The 19,420-nt window shown below is 60.9% G+C and carries 31 protein-coding genes, 1 tRNA gene and 1 pseudogene; 5 read left to right on the top strand and 28 right to left on the bottom strand.

Features of this window, described 5'->3' with window-relative positions; all coding sequences use genetic code 11:
• Positions 1-46 precede the first annotated feature (46 nt).
• From FDN03_RS02290 to FDN03_RS02170, 25 genes are all read right to left on the bottom strand, one after another.
• The gene (locus FDN03_RS02290) at positions 47-736 is read right to left on the bottom strand and encodes a hypothetical protein (RefSeq protein WP_138173720.1); all 690 of its coding nucleotides are present in this window, start codon (positions 734-736) and stop codon (positions 47-49) included.
• A gap of 75 nt (positions 737-811) precedes the next feature.
• Positions 812-1,207, bottom strand: a complete 396-nt coding sequence (locus FDN03_RS02285) for a hypothetical protein (RefSeq protein ID WP_138173718.1) — start codon at positions 1,205-1,207, stop codon at positions 812-814.
• On the bottom strand, positions 1,197-1,493 hold the full coding sequence (locus tag FDN03_RS02280; RefSeq protein WP_138173716.1) for a hypothetical protein: 297 nt from the start codon (positions 1,491-1,493) through the stop codon (positions 1,197-1,199). Before FDN03_RS02280 ends, FDN03_RS02285 begins: the two co-directional genes overlap by 11 nt.
• A gap of 404 nt (positions 1,494-1,897) precedes the next feature.
• Positions 1,898-2,305, bottom strand: coding sequence for a hypothetical protein (locus FDN03_RS02275; RefSeq protein ID WP_138173714.1), 408 nt, complete (start codon positions 2,303-2,305; stop codon positions 1,898-1,900).
• Positions 2,298-2,756: a hypothetical protein gene (locus tag FDN03_RS02270; RefSeq protein ID WP_138173712.1), complete on the bottom strand. Its 459-nt coding sequence runs from the start codon at positions 2,754-2,756 to the stop codon at positions 2,298-2,300. The genes FDN03_RS02275 and FDN03_RS02270 overlap by 8 nt, the downstream gene beginning before the upstream one ends.
• 358 nt (positions 2,757-3,114) lie before the next feature.
• A complete protein-coding gene (locus FDN03_RS02265; RefSeq protein WP_138173710.1) occupies positions 3,115-3,636 on the bottom strand; it encodes an ead/Ea22-like family protein in 522 nt (173 codons plus the stop codon).
• A complete protein-coding gene (locus tag FDN03_RS02260; protein ID WP_138173708.1) occupies positions 3,633-3,908 on the bottom strand; it encodes a hypothetical protein in 276 nt (91 codons plus the stop codon). Before FDN03_RS02260 ends, FDN03_RS02265 begins: the two co-directional genes overlap by 4 nt.
• Before the next feature lie 148 nt (positions 3,909-4,056).
• On the bottom strand, positions 4,057-4,296 hold the full coding sequence (locus tag FDN03_RS02255; RefSeq protein ID WP_138173706.1) for a hypothetical protein: 240 nt from the start codon (positions 4,294-4,296) through the stop codon (positions 4,057-4,059).
• A complete protein-coding gene (locus tag FDN03_RS02250; RefSeq protein WP_138173704.1) occupies positions 4,293-4,484 on the bottom strand; it encodes a hypothetical protein in 192 nt (63 codons plus the stop codon). Before FDN03_RS02250 ends, FDN03_RS02255 begins: the two co-directional genes overlap by 4 nt.
• A gap of 8 nt (positions 4,485-4,492) precedes the next feature.
• Positions 4,493-4,873 (bottom strand): hypothetical protein, encoded by a 381-nt coding sequence (locus tag FDN03_RS02245; RefSeq protein WP_138173702.1) that lies wholly within the window; start codon positions 4,871-4,873, stop codon positions 4,493-4,495.
• A gap of 129 nt (positions 4,874-5,002) precedes the next feature.
• Complete coding sequence (locus FDN03_RS02240) at positions 5,003-5,413, bottom strand: hypothetical protein (RefSeq protein ID WP_138173700.1); 411 nt, start codon at positions 5,411-5,413, stop codon at positions 5,003-5,005.
• On the bottom strand, positions 5,410-6,447 hold the full coding sequence (locus tag FDN03_RS02235; RefSeq protein WP_138173698.1) for a hypothetical protein: 1,038 nt from the start codon (positions 6,445-6,447) through the stop codon (positions 5,410-5,412). Before FDN03_RS02235 ends, FDN03_RS02240 begins: the two co-directional genes overlap by 4 nt.
• Positions 6,448-6,449: 2 nt before the next feature.
• The gene (locus FDN03_RS02230) at positions 6,450-6,707 is read right to left on the bottom strand and encodes a hypothetical protein (protein ID WP_138173696.1); all 258 of its coding nucleotides are present in this window, start codon (positions 6,705-6,707) and stop codon (positions 6,450-6,452) included.
• Between the two features lie 293 nt (positions 6,708-7,000).
• Positions 7,001-7,480, bottom strand: a complete 480-nt coding sequence (locus tag FDN03_RS02225; protein WP_138173695.1) for a hypothetical protein — start codon at positions 7,478-7,480, stop codon at positions 7,001-7,003.
• Between the two features lie 157 nt (positions 7,481-7,637).
• Positions 7,638-7,949: a hypothetical protein gene (locus FDN03_RS02220; RefSeq protein WP_138173693.1), complete on the bottom strand. Its 312-nt coding sequence runs from the start codon at positions 7,947-7,949 to the stop codon at positions 7,638-7,640.
• On the bottom strand, positions 7,946-8,626 hold the full coding sequence (locus FDN03_RS02215; protein ID WP_138173691.1) for a hypothetical protein: 681 nt from the start codon (positions 8,624-8,626) through the stop codon (positions 7,946-7,948). Before FDN03_RS02215 ends, FDN03_RS02220 begins: the two co-directional genes overlap by 4 nt.
• 197 nt (positions 8,627-8,823) lie before the next feature.
• The gene (locus FDN03_RS02210; RefSeq protein ID WP_138173689.1) at positions 8,824-9,318 is read right to left on the bottom strand and encodes a single-stranded DNA-binding protein; all 495 of its coding nucleotides are present in this window, start codon (positions 9,316-9,318) and stop codon (positions 8,824-8,826) included.
• Between the two features lie 2 nt (positions 9,319-9,320).
• Positions 9,321-9,545: a hypothetical protein gene (locus FDN03_RS02205; RefSeq protein ID WP_138173687.1), complete on the bottom strand. Its 225-nt coding sequence runs from the start codon at positions 9,543-9,545 to the stop codon at positions 9,321-9,323.
• A 2-nt stretch (positions 9,546-9,547) separates the two neighbouring features.
• A complete protein-coding gene (locus tag FDN03_RS02200) occupies positions 9,548-10,756 on the bottom strand; it encodes an AAA family ATPase (RefSeq protein ID WP_138173685.1) in 1,209 nt (402 codons plus the stop codon).
• 83 nt (positions 10,757-10,839) lie between these two features.
• Positions 10,840-11,772 carry a hypothetical protein gene (locus FDN03_RS02195; RefSeq protein WP_138173683.1) on the bottom strand — a complete coding sequence of 311 codons (933 nt, stop codon included), beginning with the start codon at positions 11,770-11,772 and terminating at the stop codon, positions 10,840-10,842.
• A gap of 25 nt (positions 11,773-11,797) precedes the next feature.
• Positions 11,798-12,037: a hypothetical protein gene (locus FDN03_RS02190; RefSeq protein ID WP_138173681.1), complete on the bottom strand. Its 240-nt coding sequence runs from the start codon at positions 12,035-12,037 to the stop codon at positions 11,798-11,800.
• The gene (locus FDN03_RS02185; RefSeq protein WP_138173680.1) at positions 12,034-12,861 is read right to left on the bottom strand and encodes a hypothetical protein; all 828 of its coding nucleotides are present in this window, start codon (positions 12,859-12,861) and stop codon (positions 12,034-12,036) included. The genes FDN03_RS02190 and FDN03_RS02185 overlap by 4 nt, the downstream gene beginning before the upstream one ends.
• Positions 12,862-12,864: 3 nt before the next feature.
• Positions 12,865-13,014, bottom strand: a complete 150-nt coding sequence (locus tag FDN03_RS16350; protein ID WP_171021104.1) for a hypothetical protein — start codon at positions 13,012-13,014, stop codon at positions 12,865-12,867.
• A gap of 183 nt (positions 13,015-13,197) precedes the next feature.
• Positions 13,198-13,485 (bottom strand): hypothetical protein, encoded by a 288-nt coding sequence (locus FDN03_RS02175; protein ID WP_138173675.1) that lies wholly within the window; start codon positions 13,483-13,485, stop codon positions 13,198-13,200.
• Between the two features lie 41 nt (positions 13,486-13,526).
• Positions 13,527-13,802, bottom strand: a complete 276-nt coding sequence (locus FDN03_RS02170) for a helix-turn-helix transcriptional regulator (protein WP_171021102.1) — start codon at positions 13,800-13,802, stop codon at positions 13,527-13,529.
• Positions 13,803-14,081: 279 nt separating this feature from the next.
• Here FDN03_RS02170 and FDN03_RS02165 point away from each other — a divergent pair, with 279 nt between their 5' ends.
• From FDN03_RS02165 to FDN03_RS02155, 3 genes are read left to right on the top strand one after another with little or no spacing between them, the layout of a single operon-like run.
• Complete coding sequence (locus FDN03_RS02165; RefSeq protein WP_138173671.1) at positions 14,082-14,633, top strand: hypothetical protein; 552 nt, start codon at positions 14,082-14,084, stop codon at positions 14,631-14,633.
• Between the two features lie 54 nt (positions 14,634-14,687).
• Positions 14,688-15,050 carry an ImmA/IrrE family metallo-endopeptidase gene (locus FDN03_RS02160; protein WP_138173669.1) on the top strand — a complete coding sequence of 121 codons (363 nt, stop codon included), beginning with the start codon at positions 14,688-14,690 and terminating at the stop codon, positions 15,048-15,050.
• Between the two features lie 10 nt (positions 15,051-15,060).
• Positions 15,061-16,215 carry a site-specific integrase gene (locus FDN03_RS02155; protein ID WP_138173667.1) on the top strand — a complete coding sequence of 385 codons (1,155 nt, stop codon included), beginning with the start codon at positions 15,061-15,063 and terminating at the stop codon, positions 16,213-16,215.
• A gap of 162 nt (positions 16,216-16,377) precedes the next feature.
• Here the strand turns inward: FDN03_RS02155 and FDN03_RS02150 are convergent.
• Positions 16,378-16,450, bottom strand: a tRNA-Val gene (locus FDN03_RS02150).
• 544 nt (positions 16,451-16,994) lie between these two features.
• Between FDN03_RS02150 and FDN03_RS02145 the strand changes: the two genes are divergently transcribed.
• Positions 16,995-17,573, top strand: coding sequence for a hypothetical protein (locus tag FDN03_RS02145; protein ID WP_138173665.1), 579 nt, complete (start codon positions 16,995-16,997; stop codon positions 17,571-17,573).
• A gap of 3 nt (positions 17,574-17,576) precedes the next feature.
• Here FDN03_RS02145 and FDN03_RS02140 read toward each other — a convergent pair whose 3' ends face one another.
• Together FDN03_RS02140 and FDN03_RS02135 are read right to left on the bottom strand one after the other, a co-directional pair.
• Complete coding sequence (locus FDN03_RS02140) at positions 17,577-18,032, bottom strand: redoxin domain-containing protein (RefSeq protein WP_249354226.1); 456 nt, start codon at positions 18,030-18,032, stop codon at positions 17,577-17,579.
• A 5-nt stretch (positions 18,033-18,037) separates the two neighbouring features.
• Positions 18,038-18,454, bottom strand: coding sequence for a DUF3052 domain-containing protein (locus FDN03_RS02135; protein ID WP_054821583.1), 417 nt, complete (start codon positions 18,452-18,454; stop codon positions 18,038-18,040).
• Positions 18,455-18,812: 358 nt separating this feature from the next.
• Between FDN03_RS02135 and FDN03_RS02130 the strand changes: the two are divergent.
• Positions 18,813-19,420 (top strand): annotated as a pseudogene (locus FDN03_RS02130) (pyruvate dehydrogenase (acetyl-transferring), homodimeric type); the annotation flags it as partial.

The raw sequence follows: 19,420 nt of genomic DNA, 5'->3' as shown, positions 1-19,420 counted from the left end.
AGGCAGGCCAGCAGAGCGGCGGCCGGGGCGAGGATCATAGCGGCGCTCATGCGGCGGTTGGTGCGAGTTCGCGCAACACTGTGGGCACCAGGGTGGGCACGATCTTCGACTGGTCTGGGGTGAGCTGCAGCCCGTCCAGGATCCGTTGGATAGCGCCGGCCACCATTTCGCCGGTGCGCTCGGCGAGCTGGATCTTGCGGGCCTCAATACCGGCTTTGAGTGCCATGGTGGTTAGTTTGGCGAAGTGCTCGCGCTCCTTCAAATAGAGTTGGTACCAGGTGTGGAATCCGGCTTCTTGGACGGTCATGTCCACTGGGCCTTGCGGGCCGATGCCGGACTCGGTTTTGGTGGTGCCCCAGATCAGTTCGTCAGGTTCGATCTCGGCGACCTTCGCCCTAAGCCACTGCACATGAGCGTGACTGATCTGGATCTCGGATAGTAGCGCTTGGCCGGGGTCTACGTCTGGATATTTTTCGCGGATGCCGAGTGTGCCGACTTTCTGCGCTAGTTCGGCTTCGGCTACTCGTTGTTCGGCGGCTGCCTTGGCGCGGGGTGATTTGCCGCCGTGGCGTCCGCACCGGGTCGCACCTGGGGCTGGTGAGGATGCGCAGGGGTCGTTGTTCTTCTTCTTGGCTCCACAGATTAGGCGGCCGTTGCGTTCCTGGCCGGGCGCATAGGTAGGGTCGCCTTTGTACCGGCGGATCGCTTTCTGAATATCAGCCTTGGGTATGGGCATATTGTCCGTTGCCTTTCTATAGCCAGGAGTGCGCCCAATGGTGGGCTTGCAGGAACAGGAACCAAAGCACAGGGATCACTGGGTGTCCTCACGCTGGGAGGCTTCGAACTCTGCTTTGTGCGGGGCATATTCTTCGGCGCTGTAGCTGAGCATGGAGCGGCAGAATAGCTCCGCGTAGTCTGGCTGGCCCGGCTTGGCGCCTCTAACCTGTTGGGCGCGGTCTCGGAGCCAGTCGGTGACGTTCTGGTAGTAGGTGCCGTCCCAGTAGACCGAGTTGCCGTCAGGGTCGATGGCCGCGAGCTCGTCAGCTGCTTCCGTGAGTGCTTCAGCTTTCGCTTCTCGTTTGACCTGCTCCAGCCACCGGTCTAACTCGGATCTCTTTTGGCTCACGGTTCCGATGTGTGGTGGTTGCTCGCGGGTGTACTGGTCGCGCACTTGCTCAGTGTTCGGCGTGTACTTGTCAGCGCCCATGGTTGTCCTCCTTGGGATGGTTGGTGCGGTATGGGTTTCTCGGCCATGTGCTGACGTGTGAACCGTTCTCGGTTTTCCTGCCCTTGTGGAATCCGTCGCTCCATGCGCGAGCCTGCTGTTCCTGCTGGCGTGCTTCCAACACCTCGGCGAGGTGGGCGCGATGGAGGGCGTACAGCTGCCCTTCGGTCTCGGCGGTCACGACTTCCCCGCACTTGCACCGCATCCTGCTGGCTTCACTCCACGGGCGCTTCACCGTGTGCGCTTCGAGTAGTTCCAGGATGGTCATCGTGGGTCCTTCCTGCGCATTTCGCATTCTGCGCACTCGTAGTAATCCCAATTCGGGGTTCGCTTCAAGTGCACCCAGTCGTGCCCCATCAGGGTGCAGCCGACGAATGATAAAGCATTCAGGATGCTCATGGTTTCCGTCCTTTGTGGAGTAGTGGCTTGGTGGGGTTGGGTCGGGTCCAGAGCCAGCCGTGCGTGCATTCGCAGAATCCGGTGAGACAGTCGGGCGCACAGCATCCGACCTCGGCCCCGTAGTGCATCTGGTGGCCACACCCTGGGCATCCGTGGTGGTGGCAGTGGCTTTCCCAGCCGGGCACCATTGCGCCCCAGTCGATGCAGTCGCACCCGCGTTGGTATCCCTCGCCCCAGACGTCCCCGGCGTGCCGCTTTTGCTCGTTGTACGGCTTACGTGGCATCCCCGCCGCCTTCCGTGGGTACCCATCGCACGTCGATGACTGGCCCGTACCGGCGCACGAGGTCACCCCAGTCGCGGTATTCCTTCCCGTCCTTGTAGCCCTTCCAGCGGGTGCCGTCGATGGTCTTGGACCACGTGGGGTCGTCACTGCCTTCGGGGTCGCGCTCGTATGGATTGCCGTTTTCATCGCACTCGATGACATGATCAACGCCTTCGGGTTCTGGTGATCCGAGGTCGTACACGCCCTCGATGGTGCAGGGCTGGGCGGAGGCGAGGGATTTGTCGTAGGCGCTCAGTATGGCGGTAGTGATGTCGTGCCAGTCCTTATGGTCGTGGAACGCCTCCTGGGCCGCGTCCTTGGCGGCTAGGAAAGCTTCCGGGTTGAGACGATCAGTCATCGGTAGTCACCTTCTTTTCGTTTCGCATCTCGCGGGCGCGACGGGCGGCGTCGATCCATCCGGGCTTGTTCACCGAGTGTCCCGCGAATGAGTCAATCGATGCGCCTCCGATAGCCAAGCTGAACGCATTCCGCAGTTCCAGCGCTTCGGCTTCCAACTCCGCCTGTTCCTTAGCTTCGGCGGTTTCAGCTTCGAGCGCCCGGACAGCCTTGCCCAGATATTCCAACGCAACCGCCATGAACGCCTCGTATGAGCCGTCACGCACCGTATCCGGGATCGGTGGCAAGCACTCACCAATAGCCTGCATCAGGGCAGGCGCATCAGACTTACTGAGCGTTGTCCCACGGGTCATCGAATCTTCGCGAAGCAACCCGATGAACACACCCTCCCCGTTGTCGTGAACCTGAATTGAAGAGCCGTGAACCACGCTCTTGAAAGTCTTGCTGCTCATTTGTTGTCTCCGTTCTTGGTGGTGCGGGCGGCCTTGAGTGCCACATACCGTGATGCGTGGGCGCGGAAGATCTGCATAGTGACCCGGCCATATGGGCCTTCGGTTGCGCACCGTTCCCCTACTGGTGCGTCACACCATGGGCACGGTACGAGTTCGGGATTCTTCTTCTTAGCCATCGGTATCTCCTCCTAGTGCTTCGTCAGCCAGGCGGCGGGTCGGGCAAGGCTCCTCGTAACTGCCACAGCCTGTGCATCGCGGGTACCCCTTGTAAATCGGGTTTCCGCGTCCATCGTAGGAAGGCAGGTAGATGTTCTCCGGCTTGTGCAGTTCTTGGATTGCCACCAACGCGGCACGCAGGTCACTCATTCGGCTCACCACCGTCCAGGGCGCGGCGAATGTCCACCATCACAGAATGCAGTACTTCCTCGGGTATGGTTTTTCGATACTCGGACGCCAACTCCCGCACGCGTTCGATCTGCTCAAACAATTCCTTATTCTCCTTCTGGCGGAAATCCCGCTCAGCTTCGGCCTGTTCGAGTTCTTGTGCTTGCAACGAGTAAGCATCCTTGAACTTGGTCAGCTCCACGTTGCGTTCTGCCAGAGTCTTGACCACGCTACGCTGGTTAGACACCGCAGCTTCAGCGGCTTCGGCGCGGTCGATCAGGGCCAGGACGGTGGGCGGGTCGAACGTGGCGACGTGCTCGGCGTTCGCCTCCATGCGGTCGCGTTGCCAGGGCATTTGTGCGGCGATGATTCGGGCGGGGCCTGTGCCGAGGTCCCAGGGTTCGCGTGGGCCGAGTACGGCGGTTCCTTTCCGCGCCCACGGGCCGGGGGTCGCACGTTTGGCTACCTGCCGCAGCTGGTCTAGGCCCTTGGTCATGGTGTCCGCCTTGTCTTGTGCATGTCGTCGCCGCAGGTTTGGAGGTGGGTGGTGGTGCAGTCGGGGCACCTGCGCACCGGCCCCGGGTCGTTGGCGCACCGCAGGAATTTGAAGGTCATCAACACCAGGACGTCCGGGGTTTCTAGTGCGTAGCAGTCACCGCACTGCAGGGTGGTGGATCCCCTGCCGCGTCCGTTGATGGCGACCACACCGGTGGTCATGCCGGGGAGGGTGGGAAGTGGTTGGCCGAAGAGTGCTGGCTGGGTGGTCATGCGACGCGTTCCCGTCGTTTGCGGCGGACTAGGGCGTCGGTGACACGTTTCTGCCGCACCAACGCTTGGTCGTCGTAGGCGGCGTAGTAGCCGAGTTCTTTGGTGATGGACCGGTCTATCGCGGCCCGGTACGTGCGCCTCGTGAACCTCATGCCGCACCTCCTACCGGCGGCAGCCAGCCCGCGGCGAGCAACACCGGGACGATAGTCCGCAGGTTACGCATGGCGTACTCGCGCCGATGGAACTTTTCCATGACGGGCAGATCGTCCCACGGCCGCAACAACTCCGGCGGAACGTACGTGCCGGACGCCTTGACGGCTTCGACCTGACGCTCATGCGCCGCCCGGGCGACCTGTTCGACCAACTGCTCAGTTATGTGCTGGCTCATGCCCGGTCACCGCCCGCGTAAGCGAGAACCGCCAAACCCAGAACCAAGGCGACCGCGACAACGGTGCCGGTGGTGATGAAAGCTTCAAACAAAATAATCGTTCCCCCTCCCCCGCCACAAGATGCTGACGGGATCATTTTTTGCTTATCGACACTTGCAACCCTAGCAATCAATGGTTGCAACCACAAGCACGAAACTATGCTTCCAGTGGTTGAATGACAACCACCAGTTTTTCCGGCCCGTACCCGCCATGATGCAGGAATGGGCCCTCCAGATACTCGTGCGAATCGTCCGGAAGAATCCCGTAGTCGACGAGGCCGTCAATACAGTGCTTGACGCTCGGCATTAGGTTGTGCGGGTCATAGCGGCGGCGCGAAGACTTCCACACGTAGACGTCGACCCGCGCCCGATCCAGCCCCTTCGGTGCCTTCTGCTGCCGGGCGTAGATATGCGCCCCGTGCCGCCACGCCTGGGCGAGCTTGTTTTGCTTCGCCCAGTGGAGTTTCTGGTTGGCGTTGAGCCAGTCCGCTAGTTTCGGGATTTCAAGCGTGAAAGCACTAGGGGCCGTAGAATCCATTTTGAGAGCCTCAAATCTGTTTTGTGGGTGAATACCCGCTCCGGGTGCTGTTCGCGCCGTAGCGCCCACCCTGCGCTTGCTGACCGCTATTCCTGCTTGTGCTGGGTGCAACGGTTGGCATGAAAGGTTTTAGAATGGGGCTACGCCCCGGGTTGTTTCGGATGTGAGCCGTTGGACGTTTTCCCGGAACTCTTGTTGCCCTTGCTTGACAAGCTGATCCCACTTTTCGGGGTTGCGTGCCCGGAACGTTTGGCGGGGGTGCTTGGTGGGTCTGGCGGAGATTGCGCGCTGCTTCGCGTCATGGACTTCTTGGTGCTGGTCGATGCGGCGGCGGAGTGTTGCTGAGGTGAGTGGCGGGATTCGCCCGTCGCGGCCTGGTTGGGTGTTGGCGTAGTAGTCCTTCACACACCAGAGTGCTTGTTGGTAGTCGCGGTGCTGGAGTGCTTCGTGCCAGACGTCGGCGGTGCTTTCGTTCAAGGGGATCAGCGGATCGATCTGGTTGGCGTAGGTGATGATGGCGATGGTTTGTTGTTGGTTCATTGTTCGATTTCACGTCCTTCGAATGGGTTGTTTTGGGGTTGGCGTGTGGCTGCGCGTTGGGCGAGTTGGAGTCCTTGGTGGAGTCGTTTGTCGCTGGCGGTGAGGTTTTGGGCTGCGCGTTCTTGGTCTCCGAGTAGCCAGGCTTCCCATGCGGCGGTCCAGTCGGTTTTGAATTGGGCGGGGCCGGAGACGCTGCGGTAGTAGCTTTTGAATTTGCGGGTGCTGGTTTGGGTATTGACGTTGGGTGCGTGGTTGAGTGCCCAGCGGTGCATTTGGGGTGTGACGGTGAATTCTGGTGGGAGTCTGGTTCCGGCTTTGCCGGTGGTGTTGTCGCTGTCGTTTGGTGATTTGTCTACTGGCCCCGCGTTATCTACCCCGTTAGGGGTAGATGTAGCTGTAGCAGTAGCAGTAGCTGTTAACATCCCATAGCCCTTGCCCGGGCTTGTGCCATAACCGTTGCCATACTCTATGCCATAGCCTTCGCCGCAACTGTCGGCATGGCCCGGGTTTTCGGTTGCCTGCTCGTGCCCGAAATTGAGGGGTAGTTCGTCCCCGAAACTGAGTTCCTTCATGTTCTTCGCGGGGCGTTCGAGCAGGTTCTTCACGCGATCGAATTCCCATGCTTTGAGCTCGGGCGACTTGCGATGGATCTTCTGCAGCTCGTATATGAAGAACTCTCGGATGGGACGCGATGAGATGCCGGCGTAGTCGTTCGCCATGCTGATGGGCAGCCGGTATTGCTTGAGTAGCCCATCATGCTTCACGAATGATCGGATGAACACTTCTTCGGTGTCCTCGTCAACGTAGATGAAGTACTTGGATTGCAGCCCTTCTCCGATTGCGCGCACGTCGGCGGCGGTGGTGTTCGCGGCGGTGCTGGCTAGGCGCCCTGGCCGCCAGTCGGCGACGCCGGCATAGCTCAGGGAGGGGTGGATCAGGAGGAGCTTGTATAGCCACTGCTCGTCTCGGTTCAGCGCACGATAGTGGTCGTCACTGATCATGTCTGTGCGGAGGTTTGCGCGGTCGCGTGCCATGGTTACGCTCTCCCTCCGGTGTAGCTTGCGATGACGTCGTTGCCGGTGCTGTATGCGTCGTAGTGGCCGGCGGGTCGGAATGCTGCACGGACGCCCTGTTTGATTTGCCAGGCCATGGTGGCGGCCGCGTTCTGGGTGCTGGTGGTGGTGACTTTTGCCCACACTCCCGGGTTTTGTTTGAGGTGTTCGGCCAGATCTGCATGGGTTCGACGATCACGAATGTGCGCGGGGGCGGGCCGGTATTCGTAGGTGGTTTTCAAGGTGTTTCACCTTCCTTGCCATATGTCATATTCAAGTCTAGCAATTGACGGTAGCAAAGATACTACCGCCAATTGCAGTTGTGGTTACGCGTGTGCGGGGCGTTCTAGTTGTCTGGTCCAGTGCCAGCCGCCCGCGTGTTGGTAGTAGCGGACGGGGTGGTTGTGGCTGCCGTTTTCGTGGATGATTTCGGCGCGTAGTTGTTTGGCTGTGCGTTTGTCTGGCGCCCATACTTTGCCGCAGCATGGGTCTGGGCAGACGGGGCGGGGCGACCGGTGCGGGTGCGGTTGGGAGGTCATGCTTCCTCCACGATGGGGCATTCGTTGGGCTTGACCCCGTAGGTTTCCCTGAGTGCCGAGACTTCACGGATTAGTGAGTCGAGGTGCAGGGCCCAGAGTTTGGTTGCGGCGGTGAGTTCGTGGCGTGCGTGGTCTAGCCAGTGGTCGCGGGTTGGCTTCTTGATGGCTTTGCCGTGCAGGTCGGTTTTTGACCAGCAGCAGGTGGCTTCTTCTTCCCATTTGTTCCCTGCCCGGGCTAGTGCGTGGTGCACGTGGTTGAGTTTGAGGCTCATGCTCACGCACACGTCGTGCCCGAACTTGTGGCGTTCGTTGGGCATTCCCCAGTGGTTGAGTTCAGCCATGAACTCGTTTGGTGATTCTTCTCCGCATGCTGGGCAGGGGTTCACCATTTGGTAGGAGGCGTGCGGGTTGGCTGGGGGTTTAGGTGGTGCGAGTAGGTCGAGTGCGTCGAGTTGGCCGGGGATGGTCGTGGTCATCGTCTCTTGCCTTTCTTCTCAGTCAGCGCGGTGGCGCGTTCGAGTTCAAGCTGGCTTAGCCGCTTCCTGATGGGCTGGTGGCCTGTGTGGCAGCCGCACGCTTGACGCCTCCCGCATACTCCAAACGGGCTCCAGCAGCAGGACTTCTTGCAGGCGCTCATGCTGTGTCCTTGAGTCGGCGGTATCCTGTCGCTTCGGCAACTACTGCCCGGAGGCGGGCCTCTGCCTCCTGCTTCCGACGACGCTTCGCGTCCAGGATCTTCGCTTCCGCCTCCGCCAGACCAGTCACCCGAGCATTTTCACGAATCACTTCGGCTTCGCGCTCCGCCCGCATCTTCGCGGCGCTGATGATCTGTCGCGCTTGTTCGTCGGCTTCGGCGATGATCCGTGTTGCCTGGACCCGCGCCTTGTCGTAGACGGTGCGTGCAGCTTCCAGCTCCGTGTTCGGACCGTACCTGTACCCGCTCATGCTGCTGTCTCCTCCTGCTTGTGGACTTCGTAGGTGCGGACGCCGGTGAGGACTGCGGCGAGACAGTATTCGAAGTGCCAGTCGTACCGAGTCCAGCCCTCGGCGGCCTCCCACGCGTCCGCGTAGTGGTTCAGCGGTGCGACCTGGGTTCGGTCTACCTCGGCCAGGGCGCTAAGCGCGGCGTGTGCGTTGGTGGTGTCCACCCAGCCGTCCAGCACCTCGTCCTTGATCGTGTGCCACCAGATGCGGGATTTCGTGGCGTCCATGTCGCGGCTGGTTTCCCAGAAGTCCTGCACCACCCACTGCTTGAACAGGTCCTCGTCGTAGTTTTTAACCTGGGAGCGTCCGCCACTGTCCCCGTTCTGGAGCTTTTCGGCCCAGTAGCCAGTGTTGATGTACCCCTGGAAGAACTGAAACATGTCCTCCACGCGGCGGAACGTGTAGGTTCCCATGTCTCCGGTGATGGTGAGGCAGCCGGGCCAGGTGATCAGGTCGTACCAGTAGAAGCTGTTGGTTGGGTTCCTGAACCGCAAGTGGCGGTAGAGGCCTTCCTCGTACAGGATGGTCATCTCGTGGTTGGCCATGCTGGCGTTGAAGTCGCCCAACAGGGCGGGGACGCCGGTCTTGTGGTCGGTGTACTGGACGTCGCGGTGTGTCAGTGAAGCGAGCTTTGTCATCTGTGGTTCCTTGTGGTGTGGGTTGGGTGGCCCCAGTGTTTGCCGGGGCCACCCGGTTGGTTATGGTTTTGGATCCGCCGGAGTACCCGGCACATACACCCGCTTGCAGGTTTGGCAGGTCACCCACCCGCACCACGGTTCGAGTCCGCAGTGTTTCCGGGAGTGGGTGGCGGGTTTACGGCAGCGGGGGCACCGGATCAGAACGGGGCCGATCCGTTGTTCTGCCAAGGGTCACCCCCGGCGGGCGGGGTGCCCCACCCGGGGCCGGGCGCGTGCGTGTTGGCGGCGGGGCTGGTGTTTCGGCCAGCGCCACCTTCACCGCCACCGCGGGCGGACCGGGTGACCTTGGCGGATGCGTACCGGAGGGATGGGCCGATCTCGTCGACCTCTAGTTCCATGACGGTGCGGCGTTCGCCCTCTTTGGTGTCGTAGGAGCGAGAGCGCAACCGCCCCTCGGCGATGACCCGCATCCCCTTGGTCAGGGTTTCAGCTACGTTTTCGGCGGCTTCCTTCCAGACGCTGCAGCGCAGGAACAGGGGCTCCCCGTCTTTCCACTCATTGGCCTGCCGGTCGAAGGTGCGCGGTGTTGCGGCGATGGTGAAGTTCGCGACGGCGGATCCGGAGGGCGTGAACCGTAGTTCCGGGTCGGCGGTCAGGTTTCCGATCAGGGTGATACTTGGTTCTCCAGCCATGATTAAGACTCCTTGGTGTTCTCGATAAGGTCAGCGATGGCGCGCAGCACTGAGGGGCGCAGCGCTCCGGGGAACAATGGTGCGGGTTGAAAGCCTTGGCCGTGGCAGACTGCCCGACCTGCCTGGATGCCCCGCATGTCAACGGGTGCTTCGGGGTGGGTTAGAAAGACCTTGCCGTCGGTGAGGGTGACTGTGGTTCCCTCGTCGGTTGTGATGCTGCGAGCCATGGTTATGCGACCTCTCCGTCGATGATGGTGAATGCGTTCTCGTGATCGCCTTCGACCATTTCGATCCAAATCTGGAAGTTGTGCTCGCGGGCGGTTTTCTCCACCAGCGCGAGGCTGTCGGAGTCCAACAGAGATCCGTCGCTGATGCGGATGATCCGCAGTGCCGGGTTCAGTGCGATGGCCATGGCCATGGACACGCGAATCTGCTCCGCACTGGACGCCTGCTTGAACGGCTGCCCCTGGTAGGTGACCCCGTCTTCGGTGAAGCCGAGCCCGTCGACCGGGAACTTCGCGGCGGCCAGCCCGTCGGCCTTGGTCTTAGCGATCTGCTCCAGCTTTGCAGTGAGCTTCGCGGCCTGGTCCTTGGTCGCGTCGTACTGGAATTCCAGGGAGCCGCGCTCCTGTGCTTTGCGCACGAGCCGGTTGGTTTCCTCGGCCCCATCGATCTTGGCTTGGACTGCTTCGAGATTCACCGGCGCGCCGTGGGCGGCGCATGCTCCATCTGCTTCCTGCTGTTCAAGCTCAGCCGCGGCCAGTTCTGCCCGAAGCTGGTCAAGTCGCTTCTGCGCGTTTTCGGACCGCTGGTGGGCCCGGCTGTAGGACTCGTTGTGGTCGACCGCTTCCCGGTACTCTCCCAGTAGCTCGGCGACGGACACCTCGGTGGTGGGAAGGTCTGCCGGGAGTTCACCGAACTGGGCCAGCGCGGACTCGAATTCCTTGGCGCGCCGGTTCACCGCGGTTCGCTCCTCGAACACCTGCTTGCGCTCGGATTCCAGCTGTTCGGGGTTGAACGGGAGGTCGACCAGGTCGAGGAGCTGTTGCAGCTGCTTCTTGTCATCCAGCAGGGTGAACGCCAGCGGATCCAGGGACAGTTTGCCCACCAGTTCGTCCAGCTTCGCCTGGGCCTTCGGGTACTTCGCCCCGTCCTTGCTGGTGAGGGTGAGGCGGGAGCCGGAGGGGGTGAAGATCCGGGTGACGGTGAGTTCTTCGGTTTCGAGGATGATCTCGGCGCGGTCTTCCCCGTCGCGGATCGGCTTCGGGGTGGTCTTGCTGTTGGCGCCACCGAGCGCGGCGGCGATGCTGTCCAGCACCGAGGACTTGCCTTGCCCGTTCTTGCCGGCCACGATGACCAGGTTCCCGTCCGGGTCTGGGACGATCTGGACGTGCTTGGCGCGCTTGTAGTTGGTGGTTTCCAGGCTGATGATTTTCATGGTCTGACTCCTGAATGGTTGGTTGGTTGGTGTTGGTGGCCGCCCGCCCCCAAGCAAGGCGACCACCGGTCTGTGTGGCGGGTTTACTGCTTGGCTTCGCGGCCAGCAGTGGCGATCAGGTCGAGGATTTCCCGGTCCTGACCGTCGGCGCTGGCCATGTTGTACAGTTCCCGTAGCGCGTCGGCGTTCCCGTATCGGGCTTCTACCTCGGCGGCGTAGTCCACTGGTTCCGGTTCGGGTTCCGGCTGGGGTTCCTGCACTTCCCCGGTCTCCGTGTCGGCTACGGGCTCCGGCTCCGCTGCCGGGGCTGGTTCGGAGGCGGGGCGCGCCAGGGACTCCGCGGCCTTCACCTTCGGCTTCCGGGTGATCTTCGTGGTCTTCACCGGTGCCGGTTCCGGCTTTTCCCCCATGTCCTCCAGCTCGGTTTCCTCGACCGAGTACGGTGAGATACCAGAGAGCACTTCCGGGAACATGCGCCGGCAAGCCTCAGTGGCTGCCTTGGCATAGAGCATTTCCTGGGGATTGGTCTTGTACTTCGGGTTGCTGGTGTAGCCAGCACGCTCGGCCCGCTGGTAAGTCCAGGTGAACTCGTGCCACTCCGCATCGTCACGGTGACGCGCTCGTACAGTCACCGCGTCCGGGGACGCGCTAACCTGGTCGACCTTGTGGCCGTGCGACTTCACCAGAGCGACCATGGACCGGGCGTACATTGCCGGCGACCCGTGAACGATGAACATCTGCTGGACTGCCTGGAAGGGGTCATACCCAACCGACGCGCCAGCCATGATGATCGCGGTGACGTCCATGGTCAGTTCTTCGGGCGTCTTGTAGTTGTTCTTCCCCTTCATGCGCAGCGGGGTGGGGACGAAATTCGAGCGCGCCATGAAGCTGGCGATCTTGTTCGCGTGGCCGAGGGCGTTCACCCACGATTCAAGGTTGGCGATGCCGGTAGCGCCCGGCATGGTCGGCATGCTCAGGTCGGTTGACTGGCTCGGGATAGCTGGGGTGATGGTCATGGTGACTCCTCTGTTGGTGGATTGTTTAGGCAGCGTCCGGGTGGCGTTCCCGAATTCTGGCGACCATGGTTTGCAGGTGGGTGATCAGGTTCTCGACCTCGTCCACCGGCATGATGACCTCATAGCCGGGATAGAAGCTCCGCGGCATCCGCTTGTAGCGGTCGTGGTCCTTGTTTGGGGTGATGTCGATGGCGATGTTCTCGTCCTCGTAGAACAAGTCCAGATCCTCGCCTCGCAGGTCGCACTGGAACTGGTACTCGCTCATGCCGCCACCTGCCCGGCCAGGGGTGCCTGCAGTGGTTCGCCGATGATCTGGTCGCGCACCTTCGTGCCGTCGAAAATCGCCTTCGCGTGCAGGAACATTGAGAACTGCTCGTCGATCTGCTCGGCGCTCCCGGCAAGCTGGTAGAGGCTCGTGCCGAGCGGCTTGCCCGCATACCGGGCGTTCACGCCCTCCCGGTCCATCGGGGTCACGTGGGCGACGTACGTGGCCGCCAGCTCCGGGAACGGCTGCTCCTTCTCCCCGTCCATCCAGAACTCGGCCCGCGAGTAGGCCGCGCACTGCAGCGCAGTCTCCCCGTACACCCCTTTGGAGGTTTTCAGGTCGATCATCACCGGCTTACCGTCGGCCAGGTATGGGCTGGTGGCGATCAAGTCGAATTTGCCCGAGTACCAGTGGGCGCGGTTCCCGATGATCTGCTCCGCCATCACCGGGGTGATCTGCCAGCGGTCCAGGAAGTCCAGGTATCCTTCGATGAACCCGGCCAGGTCTTCGGGGGCGTCTACCTCACCGGTGAGGATCAGCTTCTCGGCGAGGTCGTGCACTTCGGTGCCTCGCTCTGCCGCTTCGTCACGCTCTCGGTTAGGCAGACCCTTGAGGTATCGGACCGCGGTGTCCGGGTCACCGGCCAGCAGGCTGGTCAGCTCGCCCTTGTTTTCCGGGTTCGCAACCCAGTTGGCTACCACAGCCGGTGCCCACCGGATCAGTGCCGGCTTCGGGATCCCGCCGCCCAAGATCGTTGTCACGCCCGACACGTGCTTACCGTCCAGCCGGTACCGGTGCGACTTTTCGTTGAATTTCAGACTCATGGCTTACGCCCCTCCAATGCTCGTGTTGATGACGGCGTCCACAGCGAACGCGAACCAGACCAGACCCACGACAGCCAGCCCCAACATGGCCTCCCCGAGAGCGTGGGCGCGGGCGGTGAGCCGCAAACCGTGGCGCTCCAGCCAACGGGTCATGCCCGGTACCCCTGTGGCTGCGATGACCGGTACAGGTCCAAGGCGCGGGGCGGGATCCGCCAAGGCGAGGTCTTGCCGCCGCGGCCACCCTTGTAAGCGCCCCGCAACCGGCCCTGGTCGGCGAGCTGCCGAACAGTTTCGGGGTTCAGGTTTAGTTCGCTGGCTGCTTGCTTCACATTCAGGTCACTCACCGTGGTGCCGCCTTTCATCGATTCCTCGCCACTCGTATTGGTGGCCGCCGTTGCGTGATTTGGTCCGGCTGTTGGTGTTGGCGACCTTCGTGATCAGTCCGCGGCGTTGCGCGGTGGTGAAGATCGAGCCGATCATGTTGTGCTTTGGTGCTGGGCGGCCCATTGCTTCGCGGAGGTCGTCTGCTGTGAACTGCCGGCCTTGCGTGGCCCAGCGTTCAACGAGGTCCAGGGCGTCGAGCCGCCAGTTGGTGTCTTCTAGTGCCATTGGTTGTGCAGTCACCGGCGTGTCCTTTCTCTAAATTTCTGGTGCTACCACCAGGGTTACGCAATGCAACTGACGGTCGCATGTTCGGGGTCGAAAAGGACTGTCACGTCCACGCCGATGACCTCCGCGATACGTTCGGCGGTTTCGGGCTTGCAGCTAGTTTTCTTGCCCGATGCGAGCTGGCTAATGAACGCCTGGCTGACGTCTGCGCGGCGGGCCAGTGAGCGTTGCGTGATCTTGCGGGGATCGATGGGTGAGCCGTTGCGGTAGGCGTCCATGTCCTCCTTGGTGTAGATGAAGGTTCGGAGCCGTTGGGCGGATGATAGGCGCATGTAGGTTCCCTCCTGCCACTTGCGTTTTGTTCTGAATGGGGACATTTGCAACCCTTTCTAGTTATCACTTCTTGCAACTGCTGATAGCAATAGTATGTACTACTGGTTATCACTAACGCAACCTCTGGTAGCAAGAAATTTGCCTACATCTCACGGTTCCGCATAAGCGCGGGGTTTATTTGGTTATCATCAGCCGCTGACTACGGCAGAATTAGGGGTTATCAGGTAGAACTGGCGTCCGATGGCGCGCCGACCCCGACCCGGCAGAGGATTCAAACCATGAACACGAACCCAAACCAAGGCATTCGCGACCTGATCCTCAACAAGCGCGGAGACCGAAGCCTCGAATCCCTCTCCAAAGCCTGCGGCGGAATTCCCACCCGCGCCAACCTCGACCGCCTGATCAACCGCCCCGTCCTCAGCTGGCCAAAAGAAAACGCTGTCATCCTCGGCCTAGCGAAAGGCCTCGGAGTCCGCGTGATCGACGTCGTGGTCGCCTACGCCAATTCACTGGGCCTGCCAGTCCAAACAGACTCCTCAAGCCTCACCCTGCCCGGCGCCGGCCACCTGCCCGAGGCATCACAACGCATCATCCGCGAAACCGCGGACAACATGCTGTGGTGGCAGGAGCAGCAAGAAGTCGCCCAGGCAGATCTGGAGAAGTCTGAACGCAACGTGAGCCGCCTGGAGAAACGACTGGCGCGCTACCAGCAGCAGGCACACCCGGAAGCTGCCAGCGGGGAGAACGTGCACGAACTGTTCCCCGAGGACCGTATGGCCGCGGACAAGGGCCAGCCGGGCGTGGATCCGGAGCAGTTACCGGAGGACTAGGGAAAACGCGTGACCGCGGTCTAACTGTCGGCGCACGCCCTTATCTTCGAATACATGTTCGAAGAAGTTCTTTCACGCCTCCGCCCCCGCATCATTGAAAGGTACCTCCCCCACAACTGGTGGGGAGCCTACGACAACCGCACCCACACCATCTGGCTACGCCCCAACCTGGCGCCCATCCAACGGCGCTCCACACTCGCACACGAAACAGCGCACGCCGCGCTCGGCCACACCGGCCACCACCCCCGCCAAGAACGCCAAGCCGAAGAACTCGCCGCGTCCTGGCTAATCCCCTACCCCGACTTCGTCCGCGCCGGCCGCATCTACCCCACCGCCACCGGCCTCGCCCACGAACTCGACGTACTCCCCCGAGACATCCACGCATACATGCGCCTACTCGAACGCGCCCAAAATTAGAAAGCCCACCATGGTTGCACGAATAGAAGACCGCTGGTTCAAAAAAGACAAGCGCACCAAACGCCCTCGCTACGGCAAAGGCCTGCGATGGGTCGCCGTCTGGGACGACCTGGACGGCGTCGAACGCACCAAATCCTTCCGCACCAAAGACCAGGCACAAGCCCACCTGGAGAAAGTCACCGCCGACAAGAGCACAGGCACCTACATCAACGCCACGAGCGGGAATGCCTTCGTCGGAGACTTACTCGACCAGTGGGCCGCGGCCTCCCTGCACTGGCAGCCCTCGACCCGGGTTGCAGCTGAATCCGACATCAAAGCCCACCTCAGGCCGCACTGGGGTGACTGGACAATCGGCGCCGTGAGGAAGCGTGACGTGCAGGACTGGGTGGCGCAGATGCAGCAGGCACCTCGAACCGTGGGCACGATTCACGGACGGTTCCTAACGTTCCTGAACTGGTGCGTCGAAGAAGGCCTGATCGCCAAGAACCCTGCGTCTAGAGTGAACCTGCCTAAAGGTCGCGCTCGCGAGCATTGGTTCCTCACCATCGAGCAGGTTACGGCTCTCGCGAATACCGTCCACGAAAGATACCGCCCGCTCATTTGGCTCCTGGCAACTTGCGGGCTGCGGATCGGCGAAGCTGTGGAGCTGCGGGTCAAGGACCTGCAGCTGGAGCGGGGTAGGATCCGCGTCGAACGTGCCGTGGTGTTCGTGCGGGGCGGCTCCCCTGTTGTGGGTCCCCCGAAATCCGGTAGGGCTCGAACGGTCTCGGTAACCATGAAGCTGTCACGGATGCTAGGGGAACTGGCCAAGAGGCGCGGCCCTAACGAGCTCGTGTTCACGACGGTCCGCGGGTTGCAGATCCGACCCAATAATTTCAAGCGCAGGGACTTCGATAGCGCCGTCGCCGCGGTGAATGCCGCAGCCGCACTGGCAGTCGCTAAGGGAGACAAGGATGCACCCACGATTCCGGAAGGACTATGGGTGCACGACCTGCGGCACACCGCGGCGTCATGGTTGGTCCGGTCCGGGGCATCGGTGAAAGCGGTCCAGCGGATGCTGGGACACGCCACCGCGGCCATCACCCTGGACACCTACGCGGGTCTCTTTGATCAGGATCTCGATGATGTAGCGTCGCGCATGGAGGCCTTGTTGGAAGCTGCTTAGCCGGGCCGGCGTTTGGGACGGTTTTGGGACGGGTTTAGTTCCCGTAAGCGCCAGACAGCCCTTGGAAATACGCGCAAGTTTGGATGGCGGAAAGCAGGCCTGAAAACAGGAAAACCCGCTCCGACTAATCTATTACGACTAGTCAGAGCGGGTTTTGTGTCGTGGGCCCTACCGGGATCGAACCGATGACATTCACGGTGTAAACGTGACGCTCTACCAGCTGAGCTAAAGGCCCTTGACCTGCGACAAGAGGAAAAACCTTCCTGCCAACAGGGAATAACTTTACTGGAACCCGGGTGCCCGGGCAAGCCGGGGAAGCGTGAGCTGCGTCTCTCCCACACAAAAAAGCTCCGGGGGTTGGCTGGTTGGGCATCGTCCACTCTTCTGAATCTGCCGTTGAAATGACAGATAGATGCAGACCTTCACTTTTGTCCGTCCTGAAAATTGTGGCTGTTTCCCGACTTCCTCGTCTTGGAATAGGGCTATATCCTGCCGGAAATCCACATGGCCGGAATCCTCGCAATTAGCCTTGGATACTGTTCGCTCTCTCCCTTGGCACCCGTTATCACGAGCAGACGGGGCAGCAGGAGAAAATGACAAACACGATCCTTCTCCGTTGCGGATTGCATGCTCTAGCGGTGCTTTTATGCAGTCGCCAATAGGCGCGGTAAGAGGGTCAGCTTATGGAGTGAAGAAAACCGGCCTTCTGGATCTTCTAACGGAACCCGCCAGCCCATGAGGCTACGATTGAGTTGAGCAAAAAGCGAGAGGATCAAAGGATGGGCGATTTGTGGAATGACGGACTGGCTTTAGCCACGCTGATCGCCGGCCTTGCCGTATTCGCTAGTGCGGTTCTTGCTTTTATCAGTGGGGTGTTGACGCGCGCTGGCGAAATGGAACAAAAAAGAAAGGCTGTTTCAGCTGAGGCGATATCGAAAGTGTACGCCCTTGAATCTGCCCTAAGGAACTATCACGTGCCTGGCGCGGAGTTTGGCCCGGACGATCAGTTGATACGGACCGAGACAACTATCGACCGAGTCAAAGACGGGGCCTATGAGACGCTCCTGCTACTCCATTCAATCGGTACTAAACCTCTTGCTATAGCTGCAGCCGTTCTTGCTAACCGTTTGACAATTGCGATAAGCGTTTTGCACCCAACCACCGGCGCTGGTTTGCAAAAAGGTTTCGACGGTTCTGAGGAAATCCTTGAAACACTCTCACAATCGAGGATGCTACTAAGTCGGCTATCCCGCTCAAATCGCTTTTCCCGCCAATGGATCCTCTTGTTCGCGAACCAGCAGAGCCCTCTGAAAAAGAAGAATTTCCAACCAAGTCCACTTTTTGAAGAGAGACTTTGACGACTAGAAAATATCCCGCTGGCTCAGAATTTGACGATACTGATCTAGTTTCCGCGGCTCACTGATTCCGGACGCGAAACGATCAGTAATAACCCCGTTGTGGACATGAATCGTGACCCGCCGGGCGACCCCGCGCTCGGCATCAAAGGCGTCAAAGAGTTCGGCCACCTGCCCGTGTGGCCAGAAGTCGGCCAGCAGCTCAAAGCCAAAACCTTCTTGCTCGGCGTACGTGCGCAGCGCGAACTTGTGGTCCACGGAGATGGCCACCAGGCGCACATCGGCGTCACGGAACTCAGGCAGATGCTGCTGCAGTTCGGCCAGCTCTCCCCCGCAGACACGAGAAAATGCCCACGGGTAGAACACGATGATGCTCCGGCCCGTGGACAGATCCTGGCTGGTGACCCGCTCCCCGTACTGATTCTCCAGACTAAAGTCTGGAAGTTTCGTTCCGGGCTGCAAGGGCGTTAGTGCTTGCGTCGCTGGACCAGGCGAATGGCGGACCATTCCTTGGACACGCCCTCGGCGTTGGTCATGTGCAGCCCCGCGGTGGGGGCGTCCTGCTGCACCAGGGTCGGTGAGACGTGGCCTTCGCGCCCCTGCTTCGGGGTCAGCAGCCACACCACGCCGTCGTCTTCCAGGCTGGCCAGGGCGTCCATGAGGGCATCGGCCAGGTCGCCGTCGCCATCACGCCACCAGTAAATGACCGCATCTACGACGTCGTGGTCCTCTTCAGTGAGCAGCTCCGAGCCGATCAGATCCTCAATGGAATCGCGAAGGTCATAATCCACGTCGTCGTCGTAGCCGAGTTCCTGGATCAGATCTTCCTCTTTGAAGCCCATCTTCTTTGCGGGCTCCACACTTGCCGATACGGCGTCGCTCACTTGTTTCCTCCTGCTGGTGCAAAGCGTTACTACCAACGAAACACGCTTTTCCCCGCGCGTTCAAGCGCCAGCGGGCCAACACGCCGGGATTTTTAGTTTCCCGATCCCGTGTTACACGTCTCCAAGTCATGACCATTACGTAAGATGACCTTGTACGCAGTTGCTTAGGTCACCGAAAATCGGCGGTTTTTCTTCTCACAGCATGAAAACTTGTCCTCAAAATACCGGAATGCGAACTAGAGTTGATGACGAACGGGCGTAGCACGCCACTCCAGTGCGCCACCGCCCGTAGTCCCAAACTCATCGCGGTGTCTGAAACTCACCACCGGGATGTAGCCGCTTCAATAAAGGAGTAACCGTGGCTGTCGAGGAACACATCTCCCAGATCCGTAGTGGTCTGACGTATCAGTTATCCGACCGGGATCCGGAAGAGACTCAGGAATGGTTGGATTCCTTTGACCAGCTGGTCGAGTCGCAGGGCACCGAGCGGGCCCAGTTCATTATCCGGTCGTTGTTGCAGCGGGCCGGGGCGAAGTCGGTGGGCGTGCCGATGGTCACGACCACTGATTATGTGAACACGATCCCGGTGGATCAGGAGCCGGTGTTCCCCGGGGACGAGGCGATCGAGCGCCGGTACCGGGCGTACATGCGCTGGAACGCGGCGATCATGGTGCATCGTGGCCAGCACCCGGATATCGGGGTGGGTGGGCATATTTCCACCTATGCCGGGGCGGCGACGTTGTACGAGGTCGGGTTCAACCACTTCTTCCGTGGCCAGGACCATCCCGGGGGTGGGGACCAGATTTTCTTCCAGGGCCACGCCTCGCCGGGCATGTACGCGCGCGCGTTTTTGGAAGGGCGCCTTTCGGAGCAGGACATGGACGGGTTCCGGCAGGAGAAGTCGAAGCAGGGCCATGCCCTGCCCTCCTACCCGCACCCGCGTTCGATGCCGGAGTTTTGGCAGTT

Source organism: Glutamicibacter sp. V16R2B1 (genome assembly GCF_005774635.1).
GTDB classification, from domain to species: domain Bacteria; phylum Actinomycetota; class Actinomycetes; order Actinomycetales; family Micrococcaceae; genus Glutamicibacter; species Glutamicibacter creatinolyticus.
This window is presented reverse-complemented; position numbering and strand designations above follow the sequence as displayed.

Bases quoted from the DNA above. Each gene is read 5' to 3' on its own strand.
- FDN03_RS02290 (WP_138173720.1), bottom strand. From the start codon at position 736: ATGCCCATACCCAAGGCTGATATTCAGAAAGCGATCCGCCGGTACAAA.
- FDN03_RS02285 (WP_138173718.1), bottom strand. From the start codon at position 1,207: ATGGGCGCTGACAAGTACACGCCGAACACTGAGCAAGTGCGCGACCAG.
- FDN03_RS02280 (WP_138173716.1), bottom strand. From the start codon at position 1,493: ATGACCATCCTGGAACTACTCGAAGCGCACACGGTGAAGCGCCCGTGG.
- FDN03_RS02275 (WP_138173714.1), bottom strand. From the start codon at position 2,305: ATGACTGATCGTCTCAACCCGGAAGCTTTCCTAGCCGCCAAGGACGCG.
- FDN03_RS02270 (WP_138173712.1), bottom strand. From the start codon at position 2,756: ATGAGCAGCAAGACTTTCAAGAGCGTGGTTCACGGCTCTTCAATTCAG.
- FDN03_RS02265 (WP_138173710.1), bottom strand. From the start codon at position 3,636: ATGACCAAGGGCCTAGACCAGCTGCGGCAGGTAGCCAAACGTGCGACC.
- FDN03_RS02260 (WP_138173708.1), bottom strand. From the start codon at position 3,908: ATGACCACCCAGCCAGCACTCTTCGGCCAACCACTTCCCACCCTCCCC.
- FDN03_RS02255 (WP_138173706.1), bottom strand. From the start codon at position 4,296: ATGAGCCAGCACATAACTGAGCAGTTGGTCGAACAGGTCGCCCGGGCG.
- FDN03_RS02245 (WP_138173702.1), bottom strand. From the start codon at position 4,873: ATGGATTCTACGGCCCCTAGTGCTTTCACGCTTGAAATCCCGAAACTA.
- FDN03_RS02240 (WP_138173700.1), bottom strand. From the start codon at position 5,413: ATGAACCAACAACAAACCATCGCCATCATCACCTACGCCAACCAGATC.
- FDN03_RS02235 (WP_138173698.1), bottom strand. From the start codon at position 6,447: ATGGCACGCGACCGCGCAAACCTCCGCACAGACATGATCAGTGACGAC.
- FDN03_RS02225 (WP_138173695.1), bottom strand. From the start codon at position 7,480: ATGACCACGACCATCCCCGGCCAACTCGACGCACTCGACCTACTCGCA.
- FDN03_RS02220 (WP_138173693.1), bottom strand. From the start codon at position 7,949: ATGAGCGGGTACAGGTACGGTCCGAACACGGAGCTGGAAGCTGCACGC.
- FDN03_RS02215 (WP_138173691.1), bottom strand. From the start codon at position 8,626: ATGACAAAGCTCGCTTCACTGACACACCGCGACGTCCAGTACACCGAC.
- FDN03_RS02210 (WP_138173689.1), bottom strand. From the start codon at position 9,318: ATGGCTGGAGAACCAAGTATCACCCTGATCGGAAACCTGACCGCCGAC.
- FDN03_RS02205 (WP_138173687.1), bottom strand. From the start codon at position 9,545: ATGGCTCGCAGCATCACAACCGACGAGGGAACCACAGTCACCCTCACC.
- FDN03_RS02200 (WP_138173685.1), bottom strand. From the start codon at position 10,756: ATGAAAATCATCAGCCTGGAAACCACCAACTACAAGCGCGCCAAGCAC.
- FDN03_RS02195 (WP_138173683.1), bottom strand. From the start codon at position 11,772: ATGACCATCACCCCAGCTATCCCGAGCCAGTCAACCGACCTGAGCATG.
- FDN03_RS02190 (WP_138173681.1), bottom strand. From the start codon at position 12,037: ATGAGCGAGTACCAGTTCCAGTGCGACCTGCGAGGCGAGGATCTGGAC.
- FDN03_RS02185 (WP_138173680.1), bottom strand. From the start codon at position 12,861: ATGAGTCTGAAATTCAACGAAAAGTCGCACCGGTACCGGCTGGACGGT.
- FDN03_RS16350 (WP_171021104.1), bottom strand. From the start codon at position 13,014: ATGACCCGTTGGCTGGAGCGCCACGGTTTGCGGCTCACCGCCCGCGCC.
- FDN03_RS02170 (WP_171021102.1), bottom strand. From the start codon at position 13,802: ATGCGCCTATCATCCGCCCAACGGCTCCGAACCTTCATCTACACCAAG.
- FDN03_RS02165 (WP_138173671.1), top strand. From the start codon at position 14,082: ATGAACACGAACCCAAACCAAGGCATTCGCGACCTGATCCTCAACAAG.
- FDN03_RS02160 (WP_138173669.1), top strand. From the start codon at position 14,688: ATGTTCGAAGAAGTTCTTTCACGCCTCCGCCCCCGCATCATTGAAAGG.
- FDN03_RS02155 (WP_138173667.1), top strand. From the start codon at position 15,061: ATGGTTGCACGAATAGAAGACCGCTGGTTCAAAAAAGACAAGCGCACC.
- FDN03_RS02145 (WP_138173665.1), top strand. From the start codon at position 16,995: ATGGGCGATTTGTGGAATGACGGACTGGCTTTAGCCACGCTGATCGCC.